General features: G+C 46.1%; 14 protein-coding genes and 1 pseudogene. 9 read left to right on the top strand and 6 right to left on the bottom strand.

Going from position 1 to position 19,666, the window contains the following annotated elements; translation table 11 throughout:
• Window positions 1-7: 7 nt before the first annotated feature.
• From NQ564_RS06355 to NQ564_RS06345, 3 genes and pseudogenes are all read right to left on the bottom strand, one after another.
• Window positions 8-580 (bottom strand): annotated as a pseudogene (locus NQ564_RS06355) (class I SAM-dependent methyltransferase); the annotation flags it as partial.
• Between the two features lie 803 nt (window positions 581-1,383).
• Window positions 1,384-2,649 (bottom strand): mechanosensitive ion channel family protein, encoded by a 1,266-nt coding sequence (locus NQ564_RS06350; RefSeq protein ID WP_008157735.1) that lies wholly within the window; start codon window positions 2,647-2,649, stop codon window positions 1,384-1,386.
• Between the two features lie 274 nt (window positions 2,650-2,923).
• A complete protein-coding gene (locus NQ564_RS06345) occupies window positions 2,924-4,093 on the bottom strand; it encodes a mechanosensitive ion channel family protein (RefSeq protein ID WP_008147988.1) in 1,170 nt (389 codons plus the stop codon).
• 113 nt (window positions 4,094-4,206) lie between these two features.
• Here NQ564_RS06345 and NQ564_RS06340 point away from each other — a divergent pair, with 113 nt between their 5' ends.
• The 8 genes from NQ564_RS06340 to hisB all read left to right on the top strand — a co-directional run bounded on the left by NQ564_RS06340 (window position 4,207) and on the right by hisB (window position 15,146).
• Entirely contained in the window at window positions 4,207-7,095 is a 2,889-nt protein-coding gene (locus NQ564_RS06340; RefSeq protein ID WP_370758854.1) for a M16 family metallopeptidase, read from the top strand.
• A gap of 15 nt (window positions 7,096-7,110) precedes the next feature.
• Window positions 7,111-7,566: a DUF4268 domain-containing protein gene (locus tag NQ564_RS06335; protein WP_005643292.1), complete on the top strand. Its 456-nt coding sequence runs from the start codon at window positions 7,111-7,113 to the stop codon at window positions 7,564-7,566.
• A gap of 23 nt (window positions 7,567-7,589) precedes the next feature.
• Window positions 7,590-10,142 carry a M1 family metallopeptidase gene (locus NQ564_RS06330; RefSeq protein ID WP_008147997.1) on the top strand — a complete coding sequence of 851 codons (2,553 nt, stop codon included), beginning with the start codon at window positions 7,590-7,592 and terminating at the stop codon, window positions 10,140-10,142.
• A gap of 28 nt (window positions 10,143-10,170) precedes the next feature.
• On the top strand, window positions 10,171-10,488 hold the full coding sequence (locus tag NQ564_RS06325; RefSeq protein WP_008147999.1) for a DMT family transporter: 318 nt from the start codon (window positions 10,171-10,173) through the stop codon (window positions 10,486-10,488).
• A gap of 252 nt (window positions 10,489-10,740) precedes the next feature.
• Entirely contained in the window at window positions 10,741-11,592 is an 852-nt protein-coding gene (gene hisG / locus NQ564_RS06320) for an ATP phosphoribosyltransferase (protein WP_039848104.1), read from the top strand.
• Between the two features lie 23 nt (window positions 11,593-11,615).
• Window positions 11,616-12,905, top strand: coding sequence for a histidinol dehydrogenase (hisD, locus tag NQ564_RS06315; RefSeq protein ID WP_008148004.1), 1,290 nt, complete (start codon window positions 11,616-11,618; stop codon window positions 12,903-12,905).
• Window positions 12,902-13,933: a histidinol-phosphate transaminase gene (gene hisC / locus NQ564_RS06310; protein ID WP_008148006.1), complete on the top strand. Its 1,032-nt coding sequence runs from the start codon at window positions 12,902-12,904 to the stop codon at window positions 13,931-13,933. Before hisD ends, hisC begins: the two co-directional genes overlap by 4 nt.
• Before the next feature lie 85 nt (window positions 13,934-14,018).
• Window positions 14,019-15,146: a bifunctional histidinol-phosphatase/imidazoleglycerol-phosphate dehydratase HisB gene (gene hisB / locus NQ564_RS06305; RefSeq protein ID WP_008148008.1), complete on the top strand. Its 1,128-nt coding sequence runs from the start codon at window positions 14,019-14,021 to the stop codon at window positions 15,144-15,146.
• Between the two features lie 89 nt (window positions 15,147-15,235).
• Here the strand turns inward: hisB and NQ564_RS06300 are convergent, their stop codons facing one another.
• Entirely contained in the window at window positions 15,236-16,348 is a 1,113-nt protein-coding gene (locus tag NQ564_RS06300; RefSeq protein ID WP_039848105.1) for a glycoside hydrolase family 43 protein, read from the bottom strand.
• A 102-nt stretch (window positions 16,349-16,450) separates the two neighbouring features.
• On the opposite strand from NQ564_RS06300, the gene NQ564_RS06295 reads away from it, so the two are divergent.
• Complete coding sequence (locus NQ564_RS06295) at window positions 16,451-16,852, top strand: lipocalin-like domain-containing protein (RefSeq protein WP_008157744.1); 402 nt, start codon at window positions 16,451-16,453, stop codon at window positions 16,850-16,852.
• 142 nt (window positions 16,853-16,994) lie between these two features.
• Here NQ564_RS06295 and ybaK read toward each other — a convergent pair whose 3' ends face one another.
• Together ybaK and NQ564_RS06285 are read right to left on the bottom strand one after the other, a co-directional pair.
• Window positions 16,995-17,480, bottom strand: coding sequence for a Cys-tRNA(Pro) deacylase (gene ybaK / locus NQ564_RS06290; protein WP_008148013.1), 486 nt, complete (start codon window positions 17,478-17,480; stop codon window positions 16,995-16,997).
• 23 nt (window positions 17,481-17,503) lie between these two features.
• Window positions 17,504-19,630 (bottom strand): Tex family protein, encoded by a 2,127-nt coding sequence (locus NQ564_RS06285; RefSeq protein WP_008148016.1) that lies wholly within the window; start codon window positions 19,628-19,630, stop codon window positions 17,504-17,506.
• Between the last annotated feature and the right edge of the window lie 36 nt (window positions 19,631-19,666).

The raw sequence follows: 19,666 nt of genomic DNA, 5'->3' as shown, positions 1-19,666 counted from the left end.
GTTTTTTCATGGGAAACACACTGCGAAGTTGCACTTCTAAGTTGAATTTGCAGATAGTATCTATTTCCGGATAAGCATCCAGCCAGAAGTCATTAATTTCCGCAGGACGTTTGTTGGTGAACCAAGAAACTTCGGAAACGGCAACATAACCGCCTTTTCTCAGATATTCCCTCCATGTATGCAGTCCATGCTGAAAACCGATATTGTAAATAGCTCCTTCCGACCATATCAAATCGAACTCTTCTTTTCCGAATGGGAGATTGTCCATAGAGCCAACTATTCCTTTCACCCGGTCTTGGAGATCGAGTTTTTGAATATTCTGCTCGAAAATACTGATAAAATCGGGAAATAGATCCAAACCCACAATTTGTCCGGGTGTATGCCGAGCCAAAGTAATTGTTTGGGTTCCTGTGCCACAACCAAGATCGGCAATGCGGGATTGAACGGATAGATTTTCAATAAAATCAAGAGCTTTAAGAGTCACTTCCGGACTACCGGGACCTTGCCGTTCAACGCTGGAGAAATATTCACAAATTAAATTGAAGTCGAATTCGTGAATCGATTTATTTTCGTTACTCATGATGTCTAAATATTAATGATTCATAGAGATAAAATAACTATGGCAAAATATGCCAAAAAACTATGGGATAACCTTGAAACAGAGTATTCAGAGGTTATTTACTTCAGGGAATCCTTCTTAAATTTAAGCATACTACTTTTCTTATTGAGAGCGAAGATAGAAACATTTTTGTTTTTGGCAAAATCAGCACTTTCAACGATTCAATCTTTTTAAGCTAAAAACAATAGCTATTATGTGTCAGCAATATCTTTTGATAATCCAAAGATATTGAAGTATTTTTATAGAATAAGATTGATAAATAATCTCAATTACATATATAATAATATGTCTAAAATGCTAATTATAAGCATAAATAACATTTTATATATTTATATTTCATCAATATTATTGTCAGAATATACAAGTAATTTATTAATATTTGTATGTAATATCTTTATTATGTCTGTTATTTTTGTAGTGTTAAGACTAAATTGTAATTATATAAGATGACGGTAAAGAATATGCATTCAGATTTAGATATATCATTATTTCAGGTAAAAAACTGGGAAGAAATTTTAGGTGAAGAGTTTTATATGACAAATCCTCTTGTACGTTATATTTTGTTAGCTATTCTATTGTTAGTACTATTCTTGCGTACTTTATCATGGTTACAATATTTATATTTAAAACGTGAGTTGAAAAAACGATTTACCAAACTTGTTTAGTATTTTTCCATTCAGGTCCGTTCTGCAAAATGTGGTATTGTCACTGCAATTACTCAGATAAACAAAAAGCGTTACCCTATGGCGGGCGACGCTTTTTTGTTATCTCATTATTTTCAGCCCCCTCAAATCGCTACCGGAGACATTCTGGAAGACGCTGAGTCCGAATTCCGGGATTACGGCCAATACATGGTCGAATACGTCAGATTGAATGCCTTCGTAGGGCACCCAGTCTTTCACGGAAGAGAAAAAATAGAGTTCGATCGGAATACCGGTTTCCGTCGGTTGCAACTGGCGGACCATGCAAGTCAGTTCCTTGCTGACCTCCGGAAGGCTTCTGAGATAATTGACCAAGTAGGCACGAAACACGCCGATATTCGTTTGCCGCCGACCGTTTACGCGGATGGAGCCGTCGATCTGATGCTTCTTGTTATAAGCGTTCAATTCCTTTTCTTTCTCGTCGATATAATCTGTTAGTAAGGATATTTTGCGGAATTTAGCCAACATCTCCGGTGTGCAGAAACTCACGCTGTTCATATCAATATTGATAGAACGCTTGATCCGCCGTCCGGGAGATTCCGACATCCCACGCCAGTTTTGGAAAGCATCACTCACCAGGGCGTAAGGGGGAATCGTCGTAATCGTATTGTCGAAATTTTTGACTTTGACTGCGTTCAGCGTGACTTCGATAACCGTTCCGTTCGCCCCATACTTATCCATCGTGATCCAGTCGCCCGGCCGCAACATATCGTTGGCGGAAAGCTGTATGCCGGCCACGAATCCCAAGATCGTATCTTTGAACACCAGCATCAGGATTGCGGCAGATGCACCCAGTCCGGCGAACAGCGTCGTCGGAGATTTACCGATCAGAATACTGATGATCAGTATAAAACCGATAAAGAAGACAGCAACCTGTAATAGTTGGATGAAACCTTTCAGGGGCTTGTTCTTGAGCGATTCCTTCCGGTTGTATATTTCATGTACGACATTCAGGGCGGCATTGATAAAACGAAGCGAAACGGCAATGATATAAATTTTGCATATTATTTGCAAGATCCCCAATATCTTAGGCGTCTCATCGACCGGGAAGGCCAGCGGTAGCAGCACATATACCAAGATGGCGGGGATCATATGCATCAACTTGTTGATAATCTTACGCTCGACGATCAAGTCATCCCACTGGTTGCGGGTTCTCTTCGCAAGTCGCTTAAACATATTCAGGAAGATATAACGGCAAGCGTAGTCGATACCGATCGTTACTACAATGATCAGCAGCAGGACGATCGTGTTGTCCAGTTCATTTGCAGAACTACTGATTATACCCCATTCGATCAGACGATCGTTAATCCATTCTTGTATTGCATGCATATCTTTAATGATTAATCGAGTCTACTTGTGATAACCTTGAATTTGTATACAAAACTAACTAATAAAAATACAATATTCCCCATAAAAAGCGATAAAAAGGTCATCATTCTGAGATATAGCCGATTACCAAAAAACAAGTTTGTTAAAAAATATTACCCTTGCGGGAATTTCTATTTTCACGGGTATGAAAATCGATTTTCATGCCTGTGTGTTTCGATTTGGACCAATGGGTATTTTTATTAATTTGACAATAAGGTCTGTTTTTTTATCGTCCTTACTCCGAGTACTGATACACCTTCAATTGGAACTTGGGAACCATTGCGAAGAAATGGTCGAAGATATCCGACTGGATGCGCTCGTATTCTTTCCATACTTTATTGCGGGAGAAAAAATAGATCTGGATCGGTACGCCATATTCAGTCGATTGCAACTGGCTGATGATCAAATCGAGGTCCGTATTAACAACCGGGAGGCTTGTCAGGTATTTCTCCACATAGACACGGAACATCTGCGAATTGGTAGGTGTCACGCCTTCGTCCGGCTGGTAGTCGGCAAGCAAAGGAATCTCTTTGCGGAACGTGTCGAGCATATCCGGCGTACAGAACTTGATGGTATTGAGGTCGAGAAAGATGGATTTCATCACGCGACGGCCACCCGATTCGACCATTCCCCGCCAGTTCTGGAACGAAGCGTTTACCAGCGTATAAGGCGGGATGGTGGAAATGGTATTATCGAAATTCTGTATCTTGACTGTATTCAGCGTGATCTCCTGTACGATACCGTTCGCGTTCGAGCCGGGAACCGTGATCCAGTCGCCCGGTCGTAGCATATCGTTGGCAGAAAGCTGTATGCCGGCCACGAATCCCAAAATCGTATCTTTGAATACTAACATCAGGATCGCCGCCGAAGCGCCCAATCCGGCAAACAGGCTGGCAGGTGACTTCCCGATCAGGATGGCTATAATGACGATCCCGCCGATAAAGAACAGCAGGACCTGAAGCACCTGCATGAACCCTTTGATCGGACGGTTCTTGTTCACCTGCCGCATATTATACATATCCAAGAACACTAAAATAAAACCGTTTATCGCCAATAGCAAAGCGAACACGATATACACGGCACATATTTTCTGAGACAACAGCAATAAGCCTTTCCCTCGTATAAACGCCAAAGGCAAGAGAGCATAGACTAAGATCCCCGGTATCGTATGGACTAAGTGGTGGACGACTTTACGTTTGAGAAGCAACGAATCCCATTGATAATGCGTATGTTGTGCCAGTTTTTTCATACTGCCGACAAAGATCGCCTGGCACAGGTAGTCCAGTCCGATCGCCAGTATGACCAGCAATGCTGCAATAATCATTTCGTCAAAAGTATTTGCAATTTTAGGGTCTACACCCCAACTGATCAGGATGCCGTTCATCCAACTACCTAAGTTTATCATATTGTATTGGCTTTTATTTGGATAACAATTAAATATTCGTTTGGTTTATCGTATCAATCATAAATATCTGATTAATTTTTTTACCTTTGACGCTAATATTACAAATCTGTAACATGACCGTGAAATTAAAAGTAGTGATGATGGTATTCGCATGTTGTTCTTATCAATCGCAAGCAGAGGACTTGAACGCTCTCAAAGTAAAAGAATATAGACTGGAAAACGGACTGACTGTTTGGCTGAACGAGGATCACAGCCAACCGAAAGTTTTCGGCGCCGTTGTCGTGAAAGCAGGAGCGAAAGATTGTCCGGATACAGGTATCGCCCACTATTTCGAGCATATGATGTTTAAGGGAACAGACCGTATCGGGACACTCGATTACGAGTCGGAGAAAGTCCTGCTGGATTCCATCGCCATGAAATATGACGAACTGGCCATGACGGAGGATACTGCTGCACGTGCCCGTCTGCAAAAGGAGATCAACGAACTGAGCATCCGCTCTTCCGAATATGTCATTCCCAACGAGTTCAACCGGCTCATCAGCCGGTTCGGCGGTTCCGGTCTGAATGCGGCGACCTCATACGATGCCACGATCTATTTCAATACGTTTTCTCCGCAATATATGGTTCAATGGGCAGAGATCAACAGCGAGCGCCTGATTAACCCTGTATTCCGTCTTTTCCAAAGCGAACTGGAAACGGTTTATGAGGAGAAGAACATGTACGGTGATTTCATCGGTGGCCAGGTGATGGACACGTTGATGGCCCGCTATTTCGGCCCGCATCCGTATGCTTATCCGATTATCGGTAGCACGAAGAATCTCAAGAATCCACGGCTGACGGAGATGCGCAAGTTTTTCGAGGACTATTATGTAGCCCCCAATATGGCACTGATCCTTAGCGGTGATTTCGATACACAGCAAGTTATGCCCGTTTTGGAAAAGACTTTTTCACGCATTCGTTCGGGCAATGTTCCAAAACCGGAAAAGGTGATGCTCCCGCCGTTCAACGGACGGGAGAAAATGAAGGTGAAGTTCCCGATCCCCTTTATAAAAGCGATGGGACTCGGTTTCCGGGGTGTTTCAGCCAACCATGAGGACCAGGTTGCTTTGAATATAGCGGTCAATCTGCTGAACAATGCCAACGGTACGGGCTATCTGGACAAACTGATGGTGGAGCATAAGCTGATGGGAGCTCTTGCCATCAACGAGAGTATGAATGAAGCGGGAATCTTGGCGGTCGCCATTATGCCGAAGTTGTTGATCCAGTCGTATAGTTCGGCCGAGAAGATGGTCTGGAACGAGATCAACCGGGTGAAGAACGGAGACTTCAGTGACGAAGTGTTCAACAGCCTGAAACTGGAACAGAAACGGCAATATGCTTCCGCATTGGAGAATATCGACTCGCGTGCGACGGTCATGATGAATCTGTTTTCGCAGGGAAAGAATTGGAACGATTACCTGAACGAAGTGGCGCGGATCGAGTCCATCACGAAAGAGGATGTCGTGCAGGTCGCCCAAAAATATTTCAGCAATAACTATTTGTGTGTAACCAAGAGCACGGGGAAATATCCGAAAGACAATCTGCCGAAACCGGCTTTCTCTCCGGTTGTTCCCCGGAATGCAGACGCTTCGTCTTCCTATGCCGAACAGTTGGAGAAGATACCGGAACAGCAAGTGGCACCTCGTATCATCGATTTCGAGAAAGATGTGAAGACGTCGAAGTTGACTCCTTTGGTGACGTTGTACACGACTCCTAATCCGCTGAACGATATTTTCACCTTCAACATCTCTTACGGGATCGGTGCTTTGGAACAGCCGGAATTGATGCAGCTCACCAACTATCTGCAATTATTAGGAACCGAGTCTTTACCTTTCGAGCAGTTCCGTAGCCGTTTGCAATCGATCGGGAGCACGCTTGCTTTCGATGTGACACCCGATGCTTTTGTCATGAAGGTGACTGGTTTCGATAATCATATTGACGAAACGATGGAACTTGTGGGCGACTTTATCCGCCATGCAAAGGCTGACGACAAGAAGCTACGTCAGATTGTGGACGATGCTAAAGTCTCGGAGAAAGCCTTTTTCAAATCGGGCGACAATGTGGCATCAGCTTTGTTAGAACAGGTGAAGTACGGCGACCAGTCCCGTTACCTGCGTAAACTTTCACTCTCGCAGATCAAGAAATTGAAGGGAAAAGATCTGTTAGCGGTCTACGATAAGGTACGAAGTGTACAGTGCGACCTTCACTACTGCGGCACATTGCCTGTAGAGAAGGTGATCGGGACGATTCGCCAGCATATCCCATTGGAGCAGACGACCGTAGCCTCCAATTCTCCCTACTACCGCGAATTGAAGCAATACAACAGGCCGACAGTCTTTTTTATCGATATGCCGGACATGACGCAGAGTATCGTTTACAGCTATGTCAAGGGCGATCCGGTCGATGACAAAGCTTCCCGCCATGCTTCCCGGCTGTTCTCCGTTTATTTTGGAGGCGATATGTCGTCGCTGATGTTCCAAGAGATAAGGGAATTCCGTTCTTTTGCATACCGGACAAGCGGTCGTTATCAGTTGCCGAACCATGCCCATAAGGGGACTGCCGGATCTTTTACGGCGATGCTGTCCACTCAGAGCGACAAAACGCTGGATGCGTTGGGCGTGTTGGATTCGCTGATCCGGAAAATGCCGTTGAAACCGGAAAGGGTAGAAGCGATCAAACAGTCGTTGGCCAACCGTATCAATAACGATTATCCGCCTTTCCGTAGCCTTTCCGAGAAAGTGGCGGGTGCGCGAATGGAAGGTTTCGACCGTGATCCGGCAGAAGAATTTCTACGGGATATCGCAACGATGGATATGGAGGATATTTCCCGTTTTTATCAAGAGCAGATCTGTGGCCGTCCGGTCGTTTACGTGATTGCCGGAAACCGGAAACGTATCGATATGAAGAAACTGGCTGAATATGGTACGATAGTAAAAGTGAAAAAGAAAGAAATTTATAAATAGCTGCTAAATTATTTAATGTATAGTAAAGACGAACTCAAGAACCTGAAACTTGAATTTTGGGAAAGTTTCGCCGCATTTTGTGAAGTACAACCGTATCTGAGGGGACGCAAGAAGATATGGACTTTGTATGATACGAAAGTGAAAGGGGTTGAACTCAAATTCGATGCAACAAGAGAGGGGGCGTTTGTCATCCTCGAAGTGAACCATAGGGGCGAAGAAGCCCGGTTGGAAATGTTCGAGCGCCTGACGTGGTATAAGGATACGCTGGAAACGGATTTTCCGGAGGGGTTGACCTGGGATATCTGTTTTGTGCGTGATACCGGAAAACAGGTCGCCCGTATTTATACCTCCAAATCCGGGATTGACTTCCACCGCCGTCAGGATTGGGGAGAGTTTTTCTCCTTTATGGCAAGTCAAATGTATCTGTTGGAACGGAACTTCATGTCCATAGCAGAGTATTTGAGGGAATAGAGGGAATTTATGATTTTTGAGTTATGATTTATGTTATGTTTAAACACTTCATTGGTATAGCTTCTATCGCATTCTTGAGTGCTTGCGGTAGTCCTGCACCCGATGCTGCGCTGTTGCAACCGGGAGTCAGCCGGGAATTGGCTCAGTTCAGGAAAGAACATTTCAAGGAGGTACGTTACAACCTCTTTTTTTCCATCCCGGAATCCCGCGAAGAAGCCGTCACAGGCAAAGCGGATATAACGCTTGCCATCCGCGAAAGACAGCCGGTTATCATAGACTTCCGGGGGGAATCGGAACAGGTAGCCTCGGTTTTGTTGAATGGCAGGAAAGTCCCTTATACGGTTAAGGACGAGCATATCGTGATCGATACAAGAGAGGTGACAAACGGAGAGAATCGCGTGACCATCGAATTTACGGCAAACGATCAGTCGCTTAACCGTCGGGACGAATTCCTCTATACGTTGCTGGTTCCTGACCGGGCGCGTACGCTCTTCCCTTGTTTCGACCAGCCGGACATGAAATCGCTTTTCACCCTGTCGTTGGAAGTTCCGTCTTCCTGGCAGGCTGTCGCCAATGGGGCGATCGAGCAGGTGGATTCGACTTCCGTCACCGGTCGTAGACGGGTTTATTTCCGGGAGACAGAGCCGCTCAGCACCTATCTTTTCTCTTTTGTCGCCGGTAAGCTGACACGGGAAACTTATTCGCGTGACGGACGAAACATTTCGATCTACCATCGTGAGACCGACCCGAAGAAAGTAGCACAGTGCTCCGATATCGCATCCGAAGTGTTCGATGCACTCGAATGGCAGGAGGAATATACACAGATACCGTACCCCTTTGCCAAATACGACCTGATCATTTTGCCGGGATTCCAGTTTGGCGGAATGGAACATACGGGAGCAACCTTATATACGGACGGCCGGATGTTCCTGAACGAAAATCCGACATTGAATGAACGTCTGGCACGCAGTTCCCTGATTGCGCACGAGACTTCGCATATGTGGTTCGGGGATTTCGTGACGATGGAATGGTTCAATGATGTCTGGACAAAAGAGGTTTTTGCCAATTATTATGCCTCCCAGATGATCGAGCCTCTGTTTCCGGAGGTGAACCATTCCTTAAACTTCATGCTCGATTATATCCCGGCAGCCTATTCCGAAGACCGTACCGCCGGTGCCAATCCGGTAAAGCAACAACTGGAGAATATGCGGGATGCCGGATTGATGTACGGCAATATCATCTATGACAAGTCTCCGGTTATCCTGGAAATGCTGATTAAGAAAATGGGGAAGGAGTCTTTCAGGAAAGGGATTCAGGAATACTTGAAAACGTATGCCTACGGAAATGCTACCTGGGAAGGACTGATCGGTATTCTGGACAAATATACGGACGACGACCTCTCTGCTTGGAGTCATGTCTGGGTAAATGAAAAGGGGATGCCGGAGATTAGTGGAGTCATAACCGAAGGTAAAACATTGTTGGTTGCACAGAAAGATCCGCTAAGGCGTGGTCTTCATTGGGAACAGGACTTGTCTTTCCTGGTTGTTTATCCCGATGGGAAAACAGAGGATGTGCAAGTTTCTTTTAAAAAAGAGGCTATGTTCTGTTTCAAGGATTTGAAAAGACCGGCAGGCGAAGGTACTTTTGTCATCCCCAATGCCGACGGAAAAGGGTACGGCTTTTTCTGTCTGTTTGAAAACAGCGCGAATGCTTGTTTGTCCTACCTGCCTTTCTGTAAGGACGAAGTGTTGAGAGGTTCCTTGTTGATTACCCTGTATGAAAACCTGTTGAACCGGAGGATTCCTGCGGAACTTTATATGGAAGCCATGTTGGATTATCTGCCGGGAGAAACTAATTCTTTGTTGTTCTCGGCAGCACTCGGATATATCGGCAATTGTCAGCGTCTATATCCCTCTAACCCGGAGAAACTGGAACAGGTACTCTGGCGAATCGTGATGACGGCAGAGCAACCTCAACGACGTTTGCAGGCGTTCCGCCAGTATCGCTCTATAGCTCGTTCGCCGGAAGCGGTCAGAAGACTGTACGTACTTTGGAAAGACGGGAAAGAGCCAGCCGGATGTTCGTTGAGCGAAAATGATTATATCAGCTTGTCGTACGATCTGGCTATCCAAATGCCTGACAAAGCCGATGAAATTGTAGCCACCCAGCAAGCTCGGATCACTAACCCGGACCGTAAACGGCAATATGCGTTCATCTCGCCATCTGTTTCTCCCCGAAAGGAAGTACGTGACAGTGTGTTTGCCTCTCTGCTCGTTGCCGGGAACCGCCGTGTCGAACCATGGGCTTCGGCTGCCTTGTCGAACCTGAACTGCCAGTTGCGCCAAAAAGAAGCGGTCGGTTATATCCGTCCGGCACTGGAAGCCTTGCAGGAAGTACAGCGTACGGGGGATATCTTTTTCCCGCGTGATTGGGTACGGGCTTTACTGAACGGACATACTTCGTTGGCAGCCCGGAAGGAAGTGGACGATTTCTTTGCCGCCCACCCGGACTATCCGGTCCTGCTCTCAAATAAAGTTCGTCAGCAGGCGGATCATTTATATAGGTTGCACGACTAATTATCATAAAGAATTAAAAAGACATATCATGGGATGGATTTATCTTTTATTGGGAGGTGTGTTTGAAATCGGCTGGCCTTTAGGTATGAAACTGGCGCAAGCAACCGGACACCGTTTTTTATTTTTGAGTGTCTCTGTCATTTCGATGGCATTGAGCGGTTATTTCCTTTATATGGGACAAAAGACTATTCCGATCGGGACGGCTTATGTCGTATGGACGGGAATTGGAGCCGTTGGCACATTGTTGATCGGCATTTTCTTTTTCCATGATTCGGCAGGGTTGCTCCGGATACTTTCGGCTTTATTGATTATAACCGGAATTATCGGGTTAAAATTGGCCTCATGATAAAAAAATCACCCCGATTAGCTAATCTTTTGTAAGTTTTATTTGCTAATTCAATTATTATTGTAACTTTGCAGCGTAAAAATAATAACAAATGAAAAGTACGGTTCTGCATCTCCACCATCATCATTACAACGGGCAATAGTTCGGTGGGCTGTGTGGTATGTAGGAACATATGATATAAATGAATAAGGCTTGCCGTTTACGGTGGGCCTTATTTTGTTTTTGGAAAAAATATATATAAACAAAATAAACATGTTACGAATCGCAGTACAATCAAAAGGTCGTCTTTACGATGAAACAATGCTTCTCTTAGAAGAAGCCGGTATTAAACTAAACAGGGGAAAACGTATTTTGCTGTTGTCGGCAAAAGGTTTTCCGGTAGAAGTCTTATTCTTGCGCGATGACGATATTCCACAATCTGTAGCCAATGGAGTTGCCGACATAGGTATCGTAGGCGAAAACGAATATGTAGAAAAAGGGCAGGAGGCCAAGCTGATCAAACGTTTGGGATTCAGTAAATGCCGTCTTTCACTCGCCATCCCGAAAGATGAAGATTACCAAGGGGTAGAATGGTTCTCCGGAAAGACGATCGCAACTTCCTATCCGGAAATACTGAAGGCTTATCTGACAGAAAAGGGGGTGAAAGCAGACCTCCATGTAATCAGTGGGTCTGTGGAAATTGCGCCGGGTATCGGTCTTGCGGATGCGATTTTCGACATTGTCAGCTCCGGCAGCACACTGGTGAGTAATCAGCTCAAAGAGGTGGAAGTCATCATGCAGAGCGAGGCCCTGTTGATTGCCAATAATAATTTGTCGGATGAAAAACAGGCTATCCTGAACGAACTGTTGTTCCGTTTCGAAGCGATCCAGGTAGCGGAAGGTAAGAAATATGTATTGCTGAACGCTCCGAAAGACAAGATGGACGAGATCATAGAAGTGCTGCCGGGTATGAAGAGCCCGACTATTACGCCGCTTGCCGACGGGAACTGGGTGTCTGTCCAATCTGTTATAGCAGAGAAGCATTTCTGGGAAATCATCGGTAAACTGAAGGCATTGGGAGCGGAAGGCATATTGGTGTTGCCCATCGAGAAAATGATTTTATAAATTGACAATGGACAATTGAAACTATGGAAGTAATCAAATATCCATCAAGAGAAGAATGGGCCTCATTGGCCCAGCGTCCGGCATTGGATGTCACGACACTGTTCGATACGGTCCGTACGGTGCTGGATGAAGTCCGGGAGGGAGGAGATGCCGCCGTTATCCGGTATGAGGAAAAGTTCGATAAAATAGATCCTTCAACCTTCAAAGGGTTGCAGGTTTCAGAACAGGAATTAGCGGAAGCGAAGGAGCTCGTACCTGAAGAGCTGAAGCAAGCTATCCGTCAAGCAAAGAACAATATAGAGATATTTCACGCCTCACAGCGTTTTATGGGTAAGAAGGTGGAGACGACACCGGGTGTCACCTGCTGGCAGAAAGCGGTAGCAATAGAAAAGGTCGGTTTATATATTCCCGGCGGAACGGCCCCTCTTTTCTCTACTGTCCTGATGTTGGCTGTCCCGGCCCGTATTGCCGGCTGTAAGGAAATCGTGCTTTGTACGCCTCCTGACAGGGAAGGAAAGGTGCACCCTGCCATCCTGTTTGCCGCAGAAACGGCAGGAGTCAGCAAGATATTCAAGGCTGGGGGTATCCAGGCCATAGCAGCGATGGCTTACGGAACAGAATCGGTTCCGAAGGTTTATAAGATATTCGGCCCCGGTAACCAGTATGTGACGGCGGCCAAACAGTTGGTCAGCTTGAAAGAGGTGGCCATCGACATGCCTGCCGGTCCTTCCGAAGTGGAGGTGATAGCGGATGAATCGGCTAATCCTGCCTTTATCGCCGCCGATTTCCTTTCCCAGGCGGAACATGGAGTAGACAGCCAGGCCATGCTGGTGACAGCTTCCGAAAGTATCGTCTGCCCGGTCATGCAAGCGATCCGGGAGCAACTGGACCTGCTGCCTCGTAAGGAGATCACAGAAAAATCGTTGAGTCACAGTCGTATTATCGTACTGAAGGATAAACAGGAAGTGATTGATTTCACGAACTTGTACGCTCCGGAACATCTGATTATCCAGACTACCGATTATATTGATATTGCCGGGCAGATCGAGAATGCGGGCAGTGTCTTTATGGGACCCTATACGCCGGAAAGTGCTGGAGACTATGCTTCCGGTACGAACCATACGTTACCGACCAACGGATATGCAAAAGCCTACAGTGGTGTGAATCTGGACAGCTTTATCAAAAAGATCACGTTCCAGGAGATCACGGCCGACGGTATCAAGCAGTTGGGCGGAACGATTCAGACGATGGCGGCCAACGAGCAGTTGGATGCGCACAAGAATGCAGTAACAATCAGATTGAACACATTATGAAAGACTTGAAAGATTTAGTCAGACCCAATGTCTGGAACATGAAGCCGTATTCGTCTGCCAGAGACGAGTTTCAGGGCAATGCCTCCGTTTTCCTGGATGCGAACGAAAACCCGTTTAACAGACCGTACAACCGTTATCCCGATCCCTTGCAATGGGAGTTGAAGAAGAAGATTGCGGAGATCAAAGGGGTGAAACGCGAATCTATCTTCCTGGGGAACGGAAGCGACGAACCGATCGATCTGATTATCCGTGCGTTTTGTGAACCGTCTATCGACAGCGTCGTAAGCATCGACCCTTCCTATGGTATGTATGAAGTAGCGGCCAATGTTAATAACGTAGAGTTTAAGAAGATCAAGCTGGATGGAAAGTTCGACCTGGATACCGATAGCCTTTTGGAAGCAGCAAACGACTGGGTGAAGGTGATATTCCTGTGTTCTCCCAACAATCCGACGGGAAATAACCTGAGTCGTGACCGTCTTTATAAAGTCTTGAATACTTTCCAGGGAATTGTCGTGATTGACGAGGCTTATTCAGACTTCTCTATCGAACCTTCCTTCTTAAGTGAGTTGGATAAATTTCCGAATCTGATCGTCTTGCAAACCATGTCGAAGGCATGGGGGGCTGCCGGAATCCGATTGGGGATGGCTTTTGCTTCTCCTGAAATTATTGCCATCCTGAATAAGATCAAATATCCGTACAATGTAAATCTGCTGACTCAGGAACGTGCCTTGTATGTGCTTGAAAACAAGGAACGGATGGAAAACCAGCTTCGTTCGATCCTTTCCGAACGGATTCGTTTGCAAACAGTACTGCCGGAGTTGAACTGTGTACGCAAGATTTATCCTACAGATGCAAACTTCATCCTGGTCGAAGTGACGAATGCCGATACGATCTATAAAAATCTGGTTAGACAGGGGATCATCGTCCGCAACCGGACAAACGTGACCATGTGTAACGGATGCCTTCGCATTACAGTCGGTAAGCCGGGTGAAAACGATGTTTTACTCGATGCGCTAAAAAAAATGTAAAGATTTATGATTTAAGATTTATGATTTATGCAACGATACATAAATCATAAATCTTAAATCATAATTCATAAATCATAATTCATACATGAAAAGAGCCTTATTTATAGACAGGGACGGGACGCTTGTGATAGAGCCACCGGTGGATTATCAGTTGGACAGTCTGGAGAAGCTGGAGTTTTATCCGAAAGTATTCCGTAACTTGTACTTTATTCGTAAACAGTTGGATTTCGAGTTTGTGATGGTGACGAACCAGGATGGTTTGGGGACGGATTCTTTTCCGGAAGATACTTTCTGGCCGGCACACAACAAGATGTTGAAGACATTGGAAGGCGAGGGAATCCGTTTTGACGATATCCTGATCGACCGTTCTTTTCCGGAAGAAAACTCTCCGAACCGAAAACCCCGTACAGGCATGTTAGGCCGCTATCTGTCCGGTGAGTATGACCTGGCAAACAGTTATGTGATAGGTGACAGGCTGACGGATATGCAGTTGGCGGTCAATTTAGGGGCAAAAGGGATATGGCTTCGTTCGGATGACAGCGAAGCTCAACAGTTGCTCATGGAGAATACGGCTATTTCTCCTGTCCTGATTACAGACGATTGGGACCGGATTACGGAATATCTTTTTGCGGGAGAACGCCGGGCTACTGTTCGACGCACGACAAAGGAGACGGATATTTTTGTAGAAGTGAACTTGGACGGACATGGACGGACGGAGATTTCTACCGGTCTCGGCTTCTTCGACCATATGCTCGACCAGATCGGAAAACATTCGGGTATGGATTTGACGGTACGGGTGAAAGGAGATCTGGAAGTAGATGAACATCATACGATAGAGGATACGGCTATTGCGCTTGGAGAAGCTCTGTCAAAGGCTTTAGGCGATAAGAGAGGAATCGAACGCTACGGTTACTGTCTGCCGATGGACGATTGTCTGTGCAGTGTGGCACTTGATTTCGGCGGACGTCCCTGGTTAGTTTGGGATGCAGAGTTTCGCCGTGAAAAAGTAGGGGATATGCCGACCGAAATGTTCTTGCATTTCTTTAAAAGCCTGAGCGATGCTGCCCGTATGAACCTGAACATTAGAGCGGAAGGCGTGAATGAACACCATAAGATTGAAGGAATCTTCAAGGCTTTGGCCCGTTCCATCAAAATGGCTATCCGGCGTGATATTTACCGGTTTGAACTGCCGAGTACAAAGGGAGCTTTGTAGTTGAAAAATTAAAGAATGAAAGAATGAAAAATAAAAAGTTGATGTTGCCTTTTTCATTCTTTCATTCTTTAACTCTTTCATTCTCCTATTTATTCCGCAGTTGGCCCTTCCACATACAGCTTGCCGTTCTCATCGATTCCCATTTTGTCGATAAAGACAACCCGCTCGCTTCCAGTTTTCTGTGTGTAACCATGATAAACACAATACATCTGCTTGCCGTCTTTTGACCAGGTCACGCTGTTGTGCCCCGTACCGGTAACGATGCCTCCCTGCTCCACGTTCTTTTGTAGCACAGGATTGTCGTTTGATTTGACAAACGGACCGAGCGGATTTTTTGCCGTTGCATAGCCGACAGCATAATTCTTTCCTTTATAATAATTGGCCGAATACATCATATAGTAAGTATCTCCCTTTTTCATTGTGTAAGGCCCTTCCGTCCAACGGCGGTTGATCTCGCCGGATGTTACGGAGCGGCTTTCCCATTCGGATTGCGTGTCGTCCAGCTTTACAGGCGGTCTGAGCAGCAGGACCGGCTCGCCGATCACCTCTGTCAAATCCGGTTTTACCTCAATACCATATATCCAGCTTTCCTCTATCTCGTCGAATTTCCCGTCCTTTTTAGCCTGTTCGGCAATTTCGCTTTCCACCGGATGTTTGTAACAACAACGGGAATAATACAGATAGGTCCGTCCATCCTCGTCATCGATCAAGTTTCCATCGATAACCGGATAGCCCGGATCGAATAAAGGTTTGTCGGATAATTCCTTGAAAGGCCCTGTCGGTTTGTCTGCAACGGCCACTCCAATACGAAAATTTTCCAATTCGTTAGTCGGATTTTCTTTCCAGTCGGCACTGTATAGCATATAGAACTTTCCACCCCGTTCATACACCTCCGGAGCCCAAAAGTTGGCGACTCCCCATGATCCCGGAATGTTACCCCGGAATACCTGCCCTTCGGCTTTCCAGTTTACCATGTCAGGGGAGGAATACACACTGAAGCCATCGACAGCACCTCCACCTGTTCCATACATATAGTATATGCCGTCCGAAGCCAGCAATACATACGGATCACCAAACTGTACGGGGAGGGGATTGGTATGCACGATACTCTTTTCCTGTTGTTCCTTCTGCGCTTTGTGTACGCAGGAAGAAAAAGTAAATACTGCTGAAAGCAGTATTACAAATTGTTTCATTTGTCTCATAGAATGTTTGTAAAATTAAAAACACATAATAAATGGCGACAAATATACAAAATTGAAATTATTTCCTTTCCTTTGATGTCCGATTTAAGCAGAAAAAAGAATATGGTTAGAAATATATTGATAGCGTTTTGTGTGATCCTGCTTGCCTCATGCAGCAAGGATACCGGGTCCAAACTGTTCGGTAAATGGCAATTACAGAAGGTAGAAACAAGTGGGGACGTGCAGAATGTCGACACGGTTTATTTTAATTTTGAACATTCTTTGTTTATGTACCAAGTGTATGTTACGGAAATCGATTCTTTCCGCCATCAATATGGCTATAATACGTTGGAAGGAGAAAAAACATTGTTGTTGGAATTAGAGAACGATCCGACCCCGATCAGTAAATTTCTGCCCTATACCGATTGGGATTCAGCCAAACAAACTTACACGATCGAAAAGCTTGAATCCAAACAATTAATCTTAAGTCGCGAGGGAAAAACGTATACATTCCGGAAGTTCTAAAGATAAAAGCAAGGTAACATTTCTGTAACTGTAATTCCTCCTTTGGGAAGCGGCAATCATCCCTTTTTAAAACATATATGATTTGATTTCAAAACACCTATGTTTTGCATTCAAATCATAGGTGTTTTGAAAATGATACATATCACTCATCATTCTTTATGATATCTGCAATTTCCGCCCGTGCCTCCCGGATCAAATCTCCCGGTGCGAGGCATATCTGCAAACCCCGTTGTCCGGCACTTACATAAATATGGTCGAACTGTCCGGCTGTGTGGTGGATGTAGGTTGGGAAATGCTTTTTCATGCCGATAGGGGAGCAGCCGCCACGGATGTAGCCGGTGAGAGGCAGGAGTTCCTTGACCGGGATCATTTCACAACTTTTGTTGCCGGAGACTTTGGCGGCCTTTTTAAGATCGACCTCGTCGGCACCGGGGATGACACATACGAAATACCCGCTTTTGTCACCGTGCAGAACAAGCGTCTTGAATACCTGCGCGACATTCTCGCCTAACTGGTCGGCAACGTGTGTCGCGCTCAGATCGTTTTCATCTACTTCATAAGGAACCAGCTGGTAAGCCACTTTGGCCTTGTCCAGCAGGCGTGCTACGTTTGTTTTGTTAATTTTCATCGCTACTATAAAAAGCTGTTTTTTTATATCCCTTTCATTGAAAGCCCGACCCGCTTGCGAACGAGGTCAACGCTTACCACTTTTACTTTCACATGCTGATGGATCGAGACTACTTGTGTCGGATCGCTGACGAAACGGTCTGCCAATTCGGAAATATGAACCAGGCCGTTCTCCTTGATGCCGACATCGACAAAACAGCCGAAATTCGTTATATTGGTGACGATACCCGGCAGGATCTGCCCTTCTTTCAGGTCTTCGATCGTTTTGACTGTCGGATCGAAAGAAAATACCTGGATGGCTTGGCGGGGGTCACGTCCCGGCTTGTCCAGTTCTTCCATAATATCCAACAATGTCGGCATTCCGACTTTATCTGTGACATACTTTTTCAAGTCAAGCTTTTTCTTCAGGTCTTTATTGCTGATCAGTTCGGCGACGGTACATTTCAAGTCCTTTGCCATCAGTTCGACGATCGGATAACTTTCCGGATGGACGGCCGAGTTGTCCAATGGATTCTTGCCATCCTGAATGCGAAGGAAACCCGCGCTTTGTTCAAAAGCTTTTTCTCCCATACGAGGCACTTTCATCAGTTCGCGGCGGGATTGGAAAGGGCCGTGTTCGGTACGGTAATCAACAATGTTCTGGGCCAGCGTCGGACCAAGTCCGGAAATATAAGTAAGCAAATGTTTGCTTGCCGTATTGACATTCACCCCCACTAAGTTTACGCAGCTTTCCACCGTCTGGTCGAGGCTCTTTTTCAAAGCACCCTGCTCGACGTCATGCTGGTATTGCCCGACACCAATGCTTTTCGGGTCGATCTTAACCAACTCTGCAAGCGGATCCATCAGGCGGCGGCCGATACTGACGGCACCACGGACTGTCACGTCATATTCGGGGAACTCGTCGCGGGCGATCTTGGATGCGGAATAGATGGACGCTCCGTTCTCGCTGACCACGAACACTTGTACTTTGCGGTCGTAGCGGATATTGGTAATGAACTGTTCTGTTTCACGGCTTGCCGTCCCATTCCCGATAGCGATGGCATCAATAGCGTATGTGGCTACCAGTTGTGCCACTTTGGCAGCCGCTTTGCTTTTTTCGTTCTGGGGCGGGTGGGGGTAGATCGCTTCGTTATGCAACAATGCTCCCTGCGCATCGAGGCAAACCAGCTTGCAACCGGTACGGTAACCGGGATCGACCCCCAACACGCGTTTCTGCCCCAAGGGTGGAGCCAGTAACAGCTGACGCAGGTTCTCGGCAAATACACGGATCGCTTCTTCATCGGCTTTCGCCTTGCTCAGATTAGCAAATTCAGTTTCGATGGAAGGTTTCAACAGGCGCTTGAAAGAGTCGTCTACGGCTGTCGATACCTGGTCGGAAGCTTCTCCCCGTCCTTTCACGAAGCGGCGTTTCAGACGGTCCAGGCAACCCGCCGTATCGGGAGAAATGCTTACACGCAAAATACCTTCCGCTTCCCCTCGGCGCAGGGCTAACAAGCGGTGTGAACTCGTTCGGTTCAAAGGTTCGCTGAATTCGAAATAATCGCGGTACTTGGCTCCCTCTTCCTCTTTCCCTTTGACGACTTTGGACGTGATAACCGCCGTGTGTGAAAAAGAATTCCGGACGGCGTTACGGGCCTCTTCGTTCTCATTCACCCATTCGGCAATGATGTCACGCGCCCCTTGCAACGCTTCTTCCGCGTTCTTCACTTCTCCTTTGACGAAGGCTGACACACGAGCTGACAAATCTCTTTCGTTCTGCATCATCACAACTTTGGCAAGAGGTTCGAGCCCTTTCTTGCGGGCGATCTCTGCTTTGGTGACCCGTTTAGGCTTGTAGGGGAGATAGAGGTCTTCTATTTCGGTACTGTCCCACGAATCCTCAATCCTCTTTTTCAGTTCGGGAGTCAGTTTGCCTTGTTCTTCTATGGAGGATAAGATACTTTCTTTTCTCTTCTTCAGTTCGGCCAACTTGTCCAACTGATCTTTGATGTTGCCGATCTGGACTTCATCCAGCCCTCCGGTTACCTCTTTGCGGTACCGGCTGATGAAGGGGATTGTCGCTCCTTCTCCCAGCAGCCCGATAGTTCGTTCCACCTGTCCGGCGGGAATACTCAGGATACGGGAAATCAGCGTATGAAATGATGCTACCATATGGGTTGTTTCTTTATATTTGAATCACAAAGATAA

The sequence above is a fragment of the Parabacteroides johnsonii DSM 18315 genome (genome assembly GCF_025151045.1).
Classification (GTDB): Bacteria; Bacteroidota; Bacteroidia; order Bacteroidales; family Tannerellaceae; genus Parabacteroides; species Parabacteroides johnsonii.
This window is presented reverse-complemented; position numbering and strand designations above follow the sequence as displayed.